The organism is Streptomyces sp. bgisy130 (assembly GCF_057708345.1).
Genome location: NZ_JBYISA010000003.1, coordinates 385,113 through 399,522, shown reverse-complemented (window position 1 = coordinate 399,522; position 14,410 = coordinate 385,113). Strand labels below are relative to the sequence as shown.

The following is a 14,410-nucleotide window of genomic DNA, read 5'->3' as shown; positions in this document are numbered from 1 at the left end:
TGAAACGCAGAGCTCTACTTTCGAAACATGCCTCCCGCTGATACCGGGGCGTCCGTCACCGAACGTGCGGCCGCCTCTCCCCAGTCGTCCCCCGACTCCTCCACCACCGCCGCGCCCGACCCCGAAGCGGGCAAGCTGCGGCCGGGCGGCCCCGGCTACCGCCGGATGAGCTTCGCGCTCTTCGCCGCCGGAGTGGCCACCTTCGCCCTCCTCTACTCCACGCAGGCGCTGCTGCCCGCGATCTCCGCCGACCTCGGGGTGAGCCCGGACCAGGCGAGCTGGACCGTGTCGGCGGCGACCTTCGGCCTGGCGCTCGGCGTGATCCCGCTGAGCGCGGTCTCCGAGCGCTTCGGCCGGCGCACGCTGATGATGTGGTCCCTCGCGGTGGCCGCGCTGATCGGGCTGCTGGTGCCGTTCGCCCCGTCGCTCGGTGCGCTGATCGCGCTGCGCGGCATCCAGGGTGTCGCGCTGGCCGGGCTGCCGGCCTCGGCGATGGCCTTCCTGGCCGAGGAGGTACGTGCCAAGGCGCTGGTGGCGGCCATCGGACTGTTCGTGGCGGGCAACAGCATCGGCGGGATGTCCGGCCGGATCGTGACCGGCTGGGTCGCCCAGGCCTGGGGCTGGCGGGCGGCGCTCGCCGCGGTGGGTGTGCTGGCCGTGCTGTGCGCGGTGACCTTCCGGCTGCTGGTGCCCAAGGCCCGGCACTTCGTGTCCTGTTCAGTGGGCCCGCGGGCGCTGGCCCGTACGCTCGGCAGCCACCTCGCCGACCCACTGCTGCGCCGCCTCTACGCCATCGGCGGGCTGTTCATGACGGTCTTCGGCGCGGTCTACACGGTCATCGGCTACCGCCTGGTCTCCGAACCGTTCAACCTTCCGCAGGGCATCGTCGGTTCGATCTTCGTGGTCTACCTGGTCGGCACGGTCTCCTCGGCCGCGGCCGGACAGCTGGTCGCCCGGGTGGGCCGCCGCGGCGCCCTGTACCTGGCCGTCGGTACGACCTCCACGGGTCTGCTGCTGACGCTCTCCGCTTCGATGGGCGCGGTGCTGGCGGGCCTGATCCTGATCACCGCCGGCTTCTTCGCGGGCCATGCGGTGGCCTCGTCCTCGGTCAGCCGCACCGCCAAGACGGCGCGCGCCCAGGCGTCGGCGCTGTACCAGTGCGCGTACTACGTCGGCAGCAGCCTGGGCGGCGCGCTCGGCGCCGCCGCCTTCCACGCCGTCGGCTGGGAGGGCACCGTCCTCCTCGGCCTCGCCGCGCTGCTCGGCGCCGCCTCGATCACCCTCTACGCCACCCGCAAGGCCGTGGCCGAACGCCGCCTCCTCCACCTGGAAAAGGCCGCGTAGCCACCCACAGTCCGAAGGGCCCGTCCTGCCACCTGTCCTGGTGGGGCGGGCTTTTCGCCGTCGGCGTCGGGTCAGTCCGCGGGGAAGAGTGCGGTGTCGAGGGTGACGTCGAAGGGGGCGGGGAGGTGGACCGGCTCGCCGAACCTCACGGCGCTCAGCGTCCGATACGTATCGCCCTCGGGCTCGCCGTAGAGGGTGACCGCCGGGCCGCGCAGGGCCCATCTGTCCACGAGCAGATGGAACGGGACGCCCGCGCAGGCATATCCGGCGGGCTTCTGCGTCCGCTCGTGGACCGCGTTCGTCACCGAGGCGACCTCGACGACGAGTTCGGCGGCTGCGGCGGGAATGAAGTGGCCGGGCACGCGCAGCGCGGCCTTGGGCGCCACGACGAGGTGCGGGACGTAGATTCCGTGCCGGGCGGGAACGGCAAGGCCTAGCTTCTGATAGGCACCCCAGTCGTCCGGCATGACGGAGTAGAGAGCGCGCTGCACCTTGCAGACGATCACGTTCTGCGGGATGTCACGTGGCGGCGCCACGGTGACGATGCCGTCGATGATCTCCACCATGCAGCCCTCAGGAGCCTCGGTGTCCTCCCAGATCCGGACGAGGGCCTCCCATACGCGGCCCTCCCGCGGGAAATGCTCGGGGGTGAGTGCGATCACGGCGGGCTCCTCCTCTTCGGCACACCCCCGACTGCACCACGCCGAACGGGACCGGCGCCGGTCCACCGATCCCGTTCACCCATCCGAGCCACGTCATCAGCGGCCTCCGGCCGCGGGCCCAGGTCAGCCGATACGCCCCAGCACCACCGGAGTGGTGGCGAAGGCCGCGTCCTCGGGGCCGACGAGGACGCCGCCGTCGAGGGCCTCCAGGGCGTAGGGGAACTTCTCCGGGGTGTCGGTGTGCAGGGTCAGCAGGGGCTGGCCGGCGGTGACCGTGTCGCCCGGCTTGGCGTGGAGTTCGACGCCCGCGCCGGCCTGGACCGGGTCCTCCCGGCGGGCGCGGCCGGCGCCCAGGCGCCAGGCGGCGAGGCCCACGGCGTAGGCGTCGAGGGTGGTGAGAGTGCCGGAGGAGGCGGCGGTGACGGCATGCTGTTCGCGGGCCACGGGGAGGGCCGCGTCGGGGTCGCCGCCCTGGGCCGCGATCATGCGGCGCCAGTGGTCCATGGCGGAGCCGTCGGCCAGCGCCTTGGCCGGGTCGGCATCCTTGAGACCGGCCGCGTCCAGCATTTCGCGAGCGAGGGCGAGGGTCAGCTCGACGACGTCCTGGGGGCCGCCGCCGGCCAGCACCTCGACGGACTCGCGGACTTCGAGGGCGTTGCCGGCGGTCAGGCCGAGCGGAGTGGCCATGTCCGTGAGCAGGGCGACCGTCCGTACCCCGTGGTCGGTGCCCAACTCGACCATGGTGGAGGCCAGTTCGCGGGCGTTGTCGAGGTCCTTCATGAAGGCGCCGGAACCGACCTTGACGTCCAGAACGAGGGAGCCGGTGCCCTCGGCGATCTTCTTGGACATGATCGAGGAGGCGATCAGCGGGATGGACTCGACGGTGCCGGTGACATCGCGCAGCGCGTAGAGCTTCTTGTCGGCGGGCGCGAGACCGTCACCGGCGGCGCAGATGACCGAGCCGACGTCGCGGAGGACGTTCAGCATCTCGTCGTTGGAGAGGGTCGCGCGCCAGCCCGGGATGGCTTCGAGCTTGTCGAGGGTGCCGCCGGTGTGGCCGAGGCCCCGGCCGGAGAGCTGCGGGACGGCCGCGCCACAGGCGGCGACGAGCGGGGCGAGCGGCAGCGTGATCTTGTCGCCGACGCCGCCGGTGGAGTGCTTGTCGGCGGTGGGACGGGGAAGAGATGAGAAGTCCATGCGCTCGCCGGAGGCGATCATCGCGGCCGTCCAGAGGGCGATCTCCGTGCGGTTCATACCGTTGAGGAAGATCGCCATCGCCAGGGACGACATCTGCTCGTGAGCGACCTCGCCGCGGGTGTAGGCATCGATGACCCAGTCGATCTGATCGGGGGTCAGCTCACCGCGGTCGCGCTTGGTGCGGATGACGGAGATGGCGTCCATGGACGGTTCCTTTCGAACGGGTAGGTACGTTCTACACGCATAGATGCGGGGGTGGCCAGGGAGGCGGGCGGGGGCCGCCCCGGGGATGGTGCCAGGGACGGCCCCCAAGGGGCGGTGTTCTGCGTCCGGCCCCTGCGTCCGGTCGCCGGTGTTGGCTACAGCGCCCAACGGTGGGTGTGCCCGTCCGGCGCCGCGCCCGTACGAACAAGGCAGGGACGACTCATCCGAATGCCTCCGCCGGAAGCCGCAGCCTGCTGCCCTCCTCGTTGATGTCCTGGTCACCGTGGCCTTCATCGGCCTTGGGGGCGTCATCGTCCGGCGGCGCGGGCAGGCGCGCGCCCCTGCTCTCCGCGACCCGGCGTACGTCGGCGAGGGAAGTGGCCAATTCCAGGGCCAGCAGGTGAATTTCTCCGGGAGTCCATGCACGGCCCGCAAGGATGCGGTGCGCCTCCTCGCCGAGTTCGGCGGCGGAGTCGAGCTGCGCCTCCTCCATCTCGTCGGCGAGCCGGGATACATAGCCGGTCCCGTCGCCTACGAGGAAGCACGGCTTCCCGTCCGGGCTCGACCAGGGCAGGAGCCGGGGGGTGTCGGTGGGACTCATCAGCCTGCCGCCTCCAGGCCGTGAATCCAGCGCCCGGCGGGGCTCGTGCCGTACGTCGCGAGCCACCTCTCCAGCTGCTGTACATGCTGCGATCGTCGCTCTTGGCGTTCCTCGGAGATGAGGACGTAGGACTGCGCCCGAGCCCGCACCTCCGGACGCCGCACGGTCGCGTCTTCGCCGGCAGCACGATGGCGCCCCGACCTGGGATTTAACAACCGAAACAGTGATTCGAAGATGCGAGCGATAGAGTTCGGCATGTCGACCTGCTTTCCTCAGGTTGGCCGTTCCCCCGGGCCGTCCCAATACGGTCGCGGGGGTCCCTTCGCCGCAACTGTCGCGCCGTGGCAAGCAGTCGTCTTCCCATCCATGGGTATCCCCATCATGGGTAGGCTGCTGGCCAGACCATTGCTGCACACTGTCACCAGCAGGCGCGACGGGACCCTCTATGACGGCTTACCAACCGGCTACGGCGTTGCCGCGAGACTTACTGAGCCGGGACGACGTGAGAGCCGCGATTTCGGCTCACGATTTCGGCATGGTCTTCCGTTTCGCACGTAGCGAAGCCGGAATCAGCTATTCAAAGATTGCGGCTGAGTGCGATATCAAACCCGAACGAGTTGGCGCTCTGGCGCGCGGGCACGGCAGCGTCACGAGCTTTGAAAAAATCGCAAAGATCGCAGATGCACTACGCATCCCGGGTGCCCTGCTCGGCCTCGCTCCACGCATGTGGGAGTCGATCGCGCAGCCTGGCCGCCCGCCCGTCGTGTCCGCACACACCCCCACCGAGAGCCAGGACGGAGAAGACACAGTGCGGCGTAGGGAATTCTTCAAGGCATCGGCCGGCGCTGGTTTGGCTGTCGGTCTGCCAGAGTTCAGCCAGATCAGCATCAGCCGACGGATCGGCGGCACCGTCCCTGACCAGCTGCGCAGGCGCACGGCACGCCTGCGACGCCTTGACGACGTTCTGGGTGGGGGTGACACCTACCGCGTCTATCTCGGCGAGCAACTGGCCACCAAACGCCTGATCCGAGACTGCGAGTACGACGAGAAGACGGGGCTCGCTCTCCTCTCGGTGCTCGCCGAACAGGCTCAACAGGCAGGGTGGGCCGCATTCGACAGTGGCAACCACACCGATGCCCGCAGCCTGTACGAAGAGAGCTACCAAGCTGCCACCCAGGCTGGAGATACCGCCCTCGCAGGCAACGCGTTGGCCTTCCTCTCCTATCAGAAGATCAGTGGAGACCGGCAAGCAGGAATCGAGACCGCCCTCACTGCATGCCGCACTGCTGGCCCCGACGCTCCACCTGGCGTACGTGCGCTGCTGCACGAACGACTTGCCTGGGCTTACGCCGTCGCGGGGCAGGTGCACGGCACGGAACAAGCTCTCAACGATGCGGAAACTGCACTCGACGAACCCGACGGGATGCTGCAACCGGATTGGGCGGCATGGGTCGACCGCAACGAACTTCAGATCATGACTGGTCGCTGCTGGACAGAGCTGCGCCGCCCGCTCCGCGCTGTGCCCGTATTGGAGGACGCCCTGGCCAGGTACGAGGACACCCATGCCCGCGATAAGAGCCTGTACCTTTCTTGGCTCGCGGACTCATACATGTCTGCCGGAGAAGTCGAGCAAGCGGCAAGCACCGCCCGACACTCCCTGGAGCTCTCGGCCGGTGTGGCGTCCGTGCGCCCACGCCAACGCATCGAACCGACCCTGCGCAGACTCAGCTCTCATCGCGAACTACCTGCAGTGGCCGAGGTACTGGAACTGGCCGGGGCCTGACGTCAGTCCGGTGCCGTGGTCGTCTCCAGCCAGTGCAGATACGCATGCGCCCCGGCAACGATCGGAACTGCGGCAACTTCCGGATTCTGCCAGGGGTGGTGCTTGAGCAGATGCGCCTCTACCTCGTCGTAGCGGTCGGCGCGGACCTTGAGGACGAGTTGCCATTCCTCGCCCGAGCCGAACTCGCCCTGATGCCAGAACACCGACCCGACCGGGCCAACGATCTGCGCCCCGGCTGCGAGCCGCGCCGAGACGACCGACTGCGCCAGCTTCACCGCCGCTTCACGGTTCTCCGTTGCTGTGGACACCTGAAGAAAGTCAGTCATGCGGCGACTGTAGTGGCGAAGACATCAGCTCTCACCGTGAACTACCCGCAGTGGCCGAGGTACTGGGACTGGCCCGGGTCTGAGGACGAGTTGCCATTCCTCGCCCGAGCCGAACTCGCCCTGATGCCAGAACACCGACCCGACCGGGCCAACGATCTGCGCCCCGGCTGCGAGCCGCGCCGAGACGACCGACTGCGCCGGCTTCACCGCCGCTTCGCGGTTTTTCGTGTGGGAGAGCCACCGCACCGGAGCAGTGACCGGAAGCCTTCGGTCGCCCCACAGAACATGTTCATGTCACGCAATACATGGCCAAACCACCCCATTCGGCGCCATCCGCTCCCTTTCGATGCCCGCATTGGGTATCAATAGATGGATTAGCAGCGATTTGCCGAGATGTGAATATGGATGAATTCGAAACGCGAATGAGGCAATTCAGGTAGTGACGTGGATCACTTGACACATTCACCGGATAGGTCTTCACTTTCCATGGCAGTTGAAATGAATGCCGGGAATTCTGACCGGTCTCTATATCTTCTGCCGTTGAGCAGGTATCTCGTTCGCCACGCAGATGGAGGTGCTCATGAAACTCGTTCGCATCGTCAAGAAGTTCCGCCCGGAAAAGAGTCTCAAGGCATACGCCTGGTACGGCTGGATTTAACTGGACAGTTTCCCTGCCGGGCTCGCGTCGGTCAGGAATTCTGGCCGGCGCGAGCTGCCTACCCACGGAGTTCATCTATGCCTGTGCACCGCGTCGGCGAGAGCGGTCGGCTCATCGAGTTCGCGCCGAGAATCGACGAACTGTTAAGCCGCTATCGTGGTGCATCGCTTTTCCGTCTGGAGCCCGACACGATCGGTATATCCGACGCCGAGCTGATGGACAGCTTACTCCGTAGCAGGCCGGCCAACGCGGAGGAGAGGCCCACCTTCAAACCCGTCCAGGGACGGCTCGTTACCCGTACGGATGCGTCCACCTTTATGCAAGCCGTGGGCTCGGACGTGCGGAACGCGCTGCACCGTCCCCTCGATGAGGCGTTCGACCTGACCGGCCGCTGGCCGCATGTGGCGCACGTTTACCTGCGGAATCTCGTTTTCGGAAACGAACGTCTGCGATTCCGGGTTCTGGTCGACCGCAGGCTGGAGTTGACACCGAAACTGACCTGGTCGGCCGTCGCCTCTGGCGCCGCTTTGCTGGGCAGACCCGGGCAGGGCGTGCCGCTGTCAAAACTTGCCGCTCTCGTGCTCGATTCCAAGACCTACAGTGACCGGCGCTATGCCATGTACCTGTATCGGCGGGTGGCAGCACCGGTGTGCTTCACCGTATCCGCGCTGGTCACCAACGCCCTGTGGCTCGGGGCTCCGTTCAGCGATGACGTATCGAATCGGAACATCCTCCTTGAGGCACTCCGGCTGCTTCCCCCCTCATGGAACATCTTGCGCATGGCTTCTCCGGAGTTCTCGGACGTGGACGCACGGATCGGCCCGAAAGACGATGTCCTGTTGCTTCCCCTGCTGAGCCACCGCGACCCCAAGCTCTGGGACGAACCCGACGCGTTTCATCCCGACCGCTGGGAAAAGCTGGACGGAGACAACCACCCCGGATATCTCCCCTTCGGCCACGTAAGCGAACGATGCTGGGGCCGGCATATGGTCCTTCCCCTGGCCGAACGGCTCCTGGACATCGTGCGCCGGGACGGACTGGTGGTGAGTCCGGGCCAGACCAGGGGGAAGGTCGAACTCGACGGATTGCTCGAAGTGTCCGAAGTGCAGATGACTCGGCCGATGGCTCGACCGTGACGGCTGATCATCCGTCCCACGTGAACGGCCGCGATGACACGAGTTCGACCTCAGTAACCCATGTGCCCGCCCGGCCCCTTCATGCGGCTGCCACAGACGTTCGGCGGCGTGGCAAACGGAGTTGACGTGCGGAAGGGACTCGGGTGTTCTGCTGCGATGTCTGATCTTCGTATTCAGCAGCCGGAGGGCGATGCTGCCCTCAAGGACTGGCAGTACGTCCACAACGTGATTATTCCTACCCACCTGCTTTCGCTGGAGGAGGTGCGGGAGCGGGCACAGCGTCATCACTTGGAGGTCGCGTATGCCGGTGAGGAACTCATTGGATGCAGCACGGTGCGCCCGCCTGCGGAGGGCACGCTGACGGTGACCGTGATCGCCCGTGTGCTGGAAGCTCATCGTGGTCGGGGGTTCGGGGAGGAGCTGTATGCGCGCGGGCTCGGCCGGGCGCGGGAGCTGGGCGCCGAAGTGATCGAGACCGTGGTCCTGTCCTCCAACGAGGACGGGCTGCGGTTCGCGCGGAAGCACGGGTTTGTCGAGACCGAGCGATATCTGCTGCCGGGGGACAGCATTCCCTGGGTCGATCTGCGCCTTGACCGGGCCTGACGCCCCGGGTGGCGGGGGTGGGTGGCGGGGGTGGAGCCACTTGCTGATCGCTTGCGGCTCCATGCCGTACCGCGCGGAGCCCCCTCACCCCCTCAAATGCCCCGCCCCGAACGCATCCGGCAGCAGTTCCGACAGTGGGCGAATGCCCGCCGTCGTGTCCACCAGGAGCTCCGGGCCGCCGTGTTCCCACAGGAGTTGGCGGCAGCGGCCGCAGGGGACGAGCAGGGCGCCCGCGCCGTCCACGCAGGTGAAGGCGGTCAGGCGGGGGGCGGGGCCGGCGTTGTCGGGGCGACCGGCGAAGAGTTCTGAGATCAGGCCGCATTCGGCGCAGAGAGCCAGGCCGTAGGAGGCGTTCTCCACGTTGCAGCCGGTGATGGTGCGGCCGTCGTCCACGAGGGCGGCGGCGCCTACGGGGTAGCCGGAATACGGGGCGTAGGCCCGGGACATCGCGTCCCGGGCCTGCGCGCGCAGTGCGGTCCAGTCGACCGGCACCGGTGGTGTCATGTTCCTTGTCCTCGGCGGTAGGGCTTGCCGTTCGCCTTCGGCGGCCGGAGCCGCTGGGAGAAGAGGGCGAGTACCAGCAGGGTGGCGATGTACGGGCTCGCCTCGACCAGTTCGAGCGGAACGGTGTCGGCCAGGAAGTACCAGATGACCAGAACGGCGGCGGCTATGCCGGCCACCACGCCCTGCGTGCGCTTGGCGGCACGCAGCCGGAGCAGTGCCAGGACCGCGAGGAGGGCGGCCAGGCCCAGCAGCAGCGCGTGGACGGTCGGGCCGCCGCTGCGCAGCTGCATGGCGTCCATGAAGCCGAACAGGCCCGCGCCCATCGCGACGCCGCCCGGCCGCCAGTTGCCGAAGATCATCGTGGCGAGACCGATGTAGCCACGGCCGCCGGTCTGGCCGTCCTGGAAGAAGTGCACACCGATGGAGAGGAAGGCACCGCCGAGGCCGGCCAGGGCGCCGGAGACCAGCACCGCCGCGTACTTGTACGAGTAGACGTTGACGCCCAGGGTCTCGGCCGAGATCGGGGCCTCGCCGCAGGAGCGCAGCCGCAGTCCGAACGAGGAGCGCCAGAGGACGTAGAAGGTGCCGATGAACAGGCCGATGGTGAGCAGGGTCAGCCAGGAGACGTTGGTGACCGCGGCGCCGAGGATGCCGGCGATGTCGGAGACCAGGAACCAGTGGTGGCCCTCCAGGGTGTTCAGCGCGTCCGACAGGCCGGGGACGGTGAACGTCGGCATGTCGGGCATCGGCGGCGACTGCTTGTCGTTGCCGCCGGCCAGCATGGCCGCGCTGCCCTCCTGGCCGAACCAGATCGTGGCCAGGTACTGGGTGGCACCGAGCGCCAGGATGTTGACCGCGACGCCGGAGACGATGTGGTCGACGCCGAAGGTGACGGTGGCGATGGCGTGGATGAGGCCGCCGAGCGCGCCGCCGATGACGCCGGCCGCGGCCGCCGCCCAGGGGCCGTGCTGCCAGCCGACCCAGCCGGCCGCGAACGAGCCGAGCATCATCATGCCTTCGAGGCCGATGTTGACCACGCCGGCCCGCTCGGACCACAGGCCGCCCAGACCCGCCAGGCCGATCGGCACGGCGGCGCTCAGCGCGGCGCCGAACTGGCCGGTGGAGGTGAGGTCCGCGGTGCCGGTGATGGCCCGGAGGACGGAGACGGCGACCAGCCCGACGGCGATGATCAGCAGGATCCAGGGGTAGGTCAGCTTGCGCCGGCCGCCCTTCCCGGGGACCGCGAGCTTCGTCGCGGTCTTGAGGTCCGTACTCACGCCGACACCTCCGGCTTGCCGCTCTTGTCAGACTTGTCGGCGTTGTTCGTGCGGGACAGGGCGGCCAGCTCCTCGCCGACCTTGCGCTGCTGAAGGCTCAGCCCGTAGCGGCGCACGATCTCGTAGGCGATGACCACGCAGAGGACGATGACGCCCTGCATGACGCCGACGATCTCCTGGGCGTAGCCCTCGAACTCCAGCCGGGAGCCGGTGCGGTCGAGGAACGCCCACAGCAGGGCACCGAAGGCCATGCCGATGGGGTGGTTGCGGCCGAGCAGCGCGATGGCGATGCCGGTGAAGCCGATACCGGCCGGGAAGTCCGTGCCGTACTGGAAGGACTCGCCGAGCAGGGTGGGCATACCGACCAGACCGGCCGCGGCGCCCGACAGCAGCATGCTGCACAGGACCATGCGCTTGACGCTGACTCCGCTGGCCTCGGCGGCCGGCTCGGAGGCGCCCACGGCGCGCAGGTCGAAGCCGAAGCGGGTGCGGTTGATCCCGAACCAGTAGAGCGCCCCGGCCAGGATCGCGATCACCACGAAGCCGTAGACCGGCTTGGGGTGGGTCGGGAAGGAGAAGAAGTGGCTGGACTCCGGCAGGAACTTGGTGTGCAGGAGGTTGCCGTCCTTGATGGCGAGGCGGCCGTCCTGGAGGAAGTAGCCGATGATCGAGGCGGCGATGGCGTTCAGCATGATCGTGGTGATCACCTCGCTGACGCCGCGGGTGGTCTTCAGCAGACCCGCGATGCCCGACCAGATGGCGCCCACCAGCATCGCGATGACGATGAGCAGGATGATCTGGAGCGCGCCGGGGAGGGCGATGGCGCCGCCCACGGCCGCGGCGGCGAAGGCCGCGAGGCGGTACTGGCCGTCGACGCCGATGTTGAAGAGGTTCATGCGGAAGCCGATGGCGACCGCCAGTGCCGAAAGGTAGTACGGCACCGCCTTGTTGATGATCCAGACCTGGCTGTCGCTGTAGTGACCGTAATCGGCCATGATCGCGTAGGCGCGGAACGGGTTCTCTCCCGACGCCAGGAAGATCAGCGACGAGATCACTATCGCGGCGACGATGGCGAGGACGGGCGCGGCGATCGCCAGGATCACCTTGTCGCGGGTGGCGCTCTTGGCGATGGCGTCCACGGTGGGGTTCTTGGTGGAGGTGCTCACTGCTCGTCGCCCTCCTGGTCACCGGCGTCCTGCGACGCACCGTCTTCCGGCGTGCTGTCTTCCGACGCGCTGAGGTGGCCTCTGGCGGCACCGGTCATGGCGGAGCCCAACTCCTCCGGGGTGATGACGGCGGGGTCCGCGTCCGCGACCAGCCGGCCCCGGTACATCACCCGCAGGGTGTCGGACAGCCCGATCAGCTCGTCCAGGTCGGCAGAGATCAGCAGCACCGCCAGGCCCTCGCGGCGCGCCTCGCGGATCTGTTCCCAGATCTGCGCCTGCGCACCGACGTCGACCCCGCGGGTGGGGTGGGCGGCGATCAGCAGCTTGGGGTGGTGGCTCATCTCCCGGCCGACGATCAGCTTCTGCTGGTTGCCGCCGGAGAGCGAGGACGCGGTGACCTCGATGCCGGGGGTGCGCACGTCGTACTGCTCGACGATGCGCTCGGTGTCCTTACGGGCGCCGGGGATGTCGAGGAGCTTGCCCTTGCTGTTGGGGCGCTCGGTGACATGGCCCAGGATGCGGTTCTCCCACAGCGGGGCTTCCAGCAGCAGGCCGTGGCGGTGGCGGTCCTCGGGGATGTAGCCGATGCCGCCCTCGCGCCGGGCGCGGGTGGAGGCGCCGGACAGGTCCGTGCCGTCCAGGGTGATCGTGCCGTGGTCGGGGCGGCGGGTGCCCATGACGGCCTCGACGAGCTCGGCCTGGCCGTTGCCCTCGACACCGGCGACGCCCAGCACCTCACCCTTGTGGATGGTGAAGGAGATGCCGTCCAGAACGGTGCGGACCACGCCGTCGGAGTCGGTCGCGGAGAGGTGGACGTCGCTGACGCGGAGCATCTCCTCGTCCGTGACGGTCGATTCGCGGGTCTCGGGGGACGGCAGTTCGCTGCCGACCATCAGCTCGGCCAGCTGCTTGGGGGTGGTCCCGGAGGGTTCGACCGAGGCCACGGTGGTGCCGCGGCGTATGACGGTGATGTCGTCGGCGACCGAGAGCACCTCGCCCAGCTTGTGCGAGATGAAGATGACAGTCAGGCCCTCGGACTTGAGCTCCCGCAGGTTGTCGAAGAGCGCGTCGACCTCCTGCGGGACCAGCACGGCGGTCGGCTCGTCGAGGATGAGGGTGCGGGCGCCGCGGTAGAGGACCTTGAGGATCTCCACCCGCTGGCGGTCGGCGACACCGAGGTCCTCGACCAGGACGTCGGGCCGGATGTTCAGCCCGTACGCGTCCGAGAGTTCCTTTATCTTGGCGCGGGCGCCGGCACCGATGCCGTGCAGTTTCTCCGCGCCGAGAACGGTGTTCTCCAGGACGGTGAGGTTGTCGGCGAGCATGAAGTGCTGGTGCACCATGCCGATGCCGCGCGCGATGGCGTCGCCCGGGGTGTGCAGGGTGACCTGCTCGCCGCCCAGCGCGATGGTGCCCTCGTCCGGCTTCTGCATGCCGTAGAGGATCTTCATCAGGGTGGACTTGCCGGCACCGTTCTCGCCGCACAGGGCGTGGACGGTGCCGCGGCGCACGGTGAGATGGATGTCGTGGTTGGCCACGACGCCGGGGAACCTTTTGGTGATTCCGCGGAGTTCTACAGCGGGGGCGTCCGGGACGGCGGGGCCGCTGCTCGTGGATGCTGCGTTGATGGCGCACTCCCCTCAGGGATGAAGGAGCGGAAAGGACGGAAAGTCAGGGACCGGAAGGTCACAAGGGGGGGGACGTGGGGCGCGTCCCCGGGGTCCGGCGCTGCGGCGACCCGGGGCGGCGGTGGTCCCGGGCTACGGCGTCTCCTTGACCTTCACCTTGCCCTCGATGATCTTCTTCCGGGCCGCATCGATCTGCGGCTGGATGTCCTTGATGAACCCGCCCGAGGTGGCGAGCGACACCCCGCTGTGCTTGAGGTCGTAGGCGTGGATGCCGGTCAGCGGCTTCCCGTCCTCGGCGCTCTTGATCAGGTCGAACACGGCCACATCGACGTTCTTCACGACCGAGGTGAGGATCCGGTTCTTGTAGCGGGCCAGACCCGGCTGCTGGTACTGGTCCGAGTCCACGCCGATCGCCCAGGCGCCCTTGACCCTGCTGATCGCCTCGATGGTCCCGGCGCCCGACTGCCCGGCCGCCGTGTAGATCACGTCGATACCGCTGTCGAGCATGCCGCCGGCCTTGGCCTTGGCGGCCGCCGGGTCGTTGAACCCCTTGTCGTTGTTGGGGTACAGGTACTGCGAGGTGACCTTGGTCTTCGGGTCGGTGTCGCGGACCCCCTGCTCGAAGCCCGCCTGGAACTTCTGGATCAGCGCGTTGTTCACGCCACCGATGAAGCCCACCTTGTGGTTCTTGCTCTTCAGCGCGGCCGCGACCCCGGCCAGATACGAGCCCTCGTGCTCGGCGAAGACCATCGCATCGACGTTCTTGCCCTCCGGCACGGCGTCCACGACACCGAAGGTGGTGGCGGGGAAGTCCTTGGCCACGTTCTGCACGGCCTGGCTGTAGGCGAAGCCGACGCCGATGACCGGGTTGTAGCCGGCCTCGGCGAAGGAGGTGAGCCGCTGCTCGCGGTCCGCCTCGGTCTCGCCGTTCTTGGCGGTGAGCATCTTGACGTTGACGCCCAGCTTCTTGGTCGCGTTGTCCGCACCGCGGGCGGCCGCTTCGTTGAACGAGTGGTCGTCCCGGCCGCCGATGTCGAAGGCCAACCCGACTCCCGCGTGTTTGGCGCGGTTGGCCTCGGCAAAGCTCTGACCGCACGCGGTGGCGGTGAGCGCGAGGCCCGCGGTGGCGGTGGCCGCGGCGGCAATCCTGATGACCCGACGCACGGGGCCTTCCCTTCGCTCTAAGCGCCCCCTTTGGCGCTGGCTTCTCGGGAGATTAACGCGCGTAGACCTGGCGCAAAACCCTCCACTGCGTGGACGTTATCGATTCGAGGCGTAGGGCACCTGAACGATCACGGGCGGGCAGGCTGCACGGCCCGTC

The 14,410-nt window shown here is 68.2% G+C and carries 15 protein-coding genes; 5 read left to right on the top strand and 10 right to left on the bottom strand.

Features of this window, described 5'->3' with window-relative positions; translation table 11 throughout:
* Positions 1 to 27 precede the first annotated feature (27 nt).
* On the top strand, positions 28 to 1,344 hold the full coding sequence (locus tag AC3EUV_RS06980; protein ID WP_432141561.1) for an MFS transporter: 1,317 nt from the start codon (positions 28 to 30) through the stop codon (positions 1,342 to 1,344).
* Positions 1,345 to 1,415: 71 nt separating this feature from the next.
* Here AC3EUV_RS06980 and AC3EUV_RS06975 read toward each other — a convergent pair whose 3' ends face one another.
* The 3 genes from AC3EUV_RS06975 to AC3EUV_RS06965 all read right to left on the bottom strand — a co-directional run bounded on the left by AC3EUV_RS06975 (position 1,416) and on the right by AC3EUV_RS06965 (position 4,008).
* Entirely contained in the window at positions 1,416 to 2,006 is a 591-nt protein-coding gene (locus AC3EUV_RS06975; RefSeq protein WP_432141560.1) for a Uma2 family endonuclease, read from the bottom strand.
* A gap of 123 nt (positions 2,007 to 2,129) precedes the next feature.
* Complete coding sequence (locus AC3EUV_RS06970; RefSeq protein ID WP_435602411.1) at positions 2,130 to 3,407, bottom strand: thymidine phosphorylase; 1,278 nt, start codon at positions 3,405 to 3,407, stop codon at positions 2,130 to 2,132.
* Positions 3,408 to 3,627: 220 nt separating this feature from the next.
* Positions 3,628 to 4,008 carry a hypothetical protein gene (locus AC3EUV_RS06965; RefSeq protein WP_432141558.1) on the bottom strand — a complete coding sequence of 127 codons (381 nt, stop codon included), beginning with the start codon at positions 4,006 to 4,008 and terminating at the stop codon, positions 3,628 to 3,630.
* 535 nt (positions 4,009 to 4,543) lie between these two features.
* On the opposite strand from AC3EUV_RS06965, the gene AC3EUV_RS06960 reads away from it, so the two are divergent.
* A complete protein-coding gene (locus tag AC3EUV_RS06960; RefSeq protein ID WP_432141557.1) occupies positions 4,544 to 5,791 on the top strand; it encodes a helix-turn-helix domain-containing protein in 1,248 nt (415 codons plus the stop codon).
* A 2-nt stretch (positions 5,792 to 5,793) separates the two neighbouring features.
* On the opposite strand, the gene cutA (AC3EUV_RS06955) is transcribed toward AC3EUV_RS06960, so the two are convergent.
* Positions 5,794 to 6,117 carry a divalent-cation tolerance protein CutA gene (gene cutA, locus AC3EUV_RS06955; protein ID WP_432141556.1) on the bottom strand — a complete coding sequence of 108 codons (324 nt, stop codon included), beginning with the start codon at positions 6,115 to 6,117 and terminating at the stop codon, positions 5,794 to 5,796.
* A 24-nt stretch (positions 6,118 to 6,141) separates the two neighbouring features.
* Positions 6,142 to 6,363, bottom strand: coding sequence for a divalent cation tolerance protein CutA (gene cutA, locus AC3EUV_RS06950; RefSeq protein ID WP_432141555.1), 222 nt, complete (start codon positions 6,361 to 6,363; stop codon positions 6,142 to 6,144).
* A 322-nt stretch (positions 6,364 to 6,685) separates the two neighbouring features.
* Here cutA (AC3EUV_RS06950) and AC3EUV_RS06945 point away from each other — a divergent pair, with 322 nt between their 5' ends.
* The 3 genes from AC3EUV_RS06945 (at position 6,686) to AC3EUV_RS06935 (ending at position 8,514) form a co-directional block, all read left to right on the top strand.
* A complete protein-coding gene (locus AC3EUV_RS06945; protein ID WP_217366279.1) occupies positions 6,686 to 6,775 on the top strand; it encodes a tryptorubin family RiPP precursor in 90 nt (29 codons plus the stop codon).
* A gap of 77 nt (positions 6,776 to 6,852) precedes the next feature.
* Positions 6,853 to 7,911, top strand: a complete 1,059-nt coding sequence (locus AC3EUV_RS06940; protein WP_435602410.1) for a cytochrome P450 — start codon at positions 6,853 to 6,855, stop codon at positions 7,909 to 7,911.
* Between the two features lie 156 nt (positions 7,912 to 8,067).
* Positions 8,068 to 8,514, top strand: coding sequence for a GNAT family N-acetyltransferase (locus tag AC3EUV_RS06935; protein WP_435602409.1), 447 nt, complete (start codon positions 8,068 to 8,070; stop codon positions 8,512 to 8,514).
* A gap of 84 nt (positions 8,515 to 8,598) precedes the next feature.
* Here the strand turns inward: AC3EUV_RS06935 and AC3EUV_RS06930 are convergent, their stop codons facing one another.
* From AC3EUV_RS06930 to AC3EUV_RS06910, 5 genes are all read right to left on the bottom strand, one after another.
* A complete protein-coding gene (locus tag AC3EUV_RS06930) occupies positions 8,599 to 9,018 on the bottom strand; it encodes a cytidine deaminase (protein WP_435602407.1) in 420 nt (139 codons plus the stop codon).
* The gene (locus AC3EUV_RS06925; RefSeq protein WP_435602406.1) at positions 9,015 to 10,295 is read right to left on the bottom strand and encodes an ABC transporter permease; all 1,281 of its coding nucleotides are present in this window, start codon (positions 10,293 to 10,295) and stop codon (positions 9,015 to 9,017) included. The genes AC3EUV_RS06930 and AC3EUV_RS06925 overlap by 4 nt, the downstream gene beginning before the upstream one ends.
* Positions 10,292 to 11,434 carry an ABC transporter permease gene (locus tag AC3EUV_RS06920; protein ID WP_432141599.1) on the bottom strand — a complete coding sequence of 381 codons (1,143 nt, stop codon included), beginning with the start codon at positions 11,432 to 11,434 and terminating at the stop codon, positions 10,292 to 10,294. Before AC3EUV_RS06920 ends, AC3EUV_RS06925 begins: the two co-directional genes overlap by 4 nt.
* 23 nt (positions 11,435 to 11,457) lie before the next feature.
* The gene (locus AC3EUV_RS06915) at positions 11,458 to 12,999 is read right to left on the bottom strand and encodes an ABC transporter ATP-binding protein (protein ID WP_432141550.1); all 1,542 of its coding nucleotides are present in this window, start codon (positions 12,997 to 12,999) and stop codon (positions 11,458 to 11,460) included.
* Positions 13,000 to 13,221: 222 nt separating this feature from the next.
* Positions 13,222 to 14,253 (bottom strand): BMP family lipoprotein, encoded by a 1,032-nt coding sequence (locus AC3EUV_RS06910; protein ID WP_432141549.1) that lies wholly within the window; start codon positions 14,251 to 14,253, stop codon positions 13,222 to 13,224.
* Between the last annotated feature and the right edge of the window lie 157 nt (positions 14,254 to 14,410).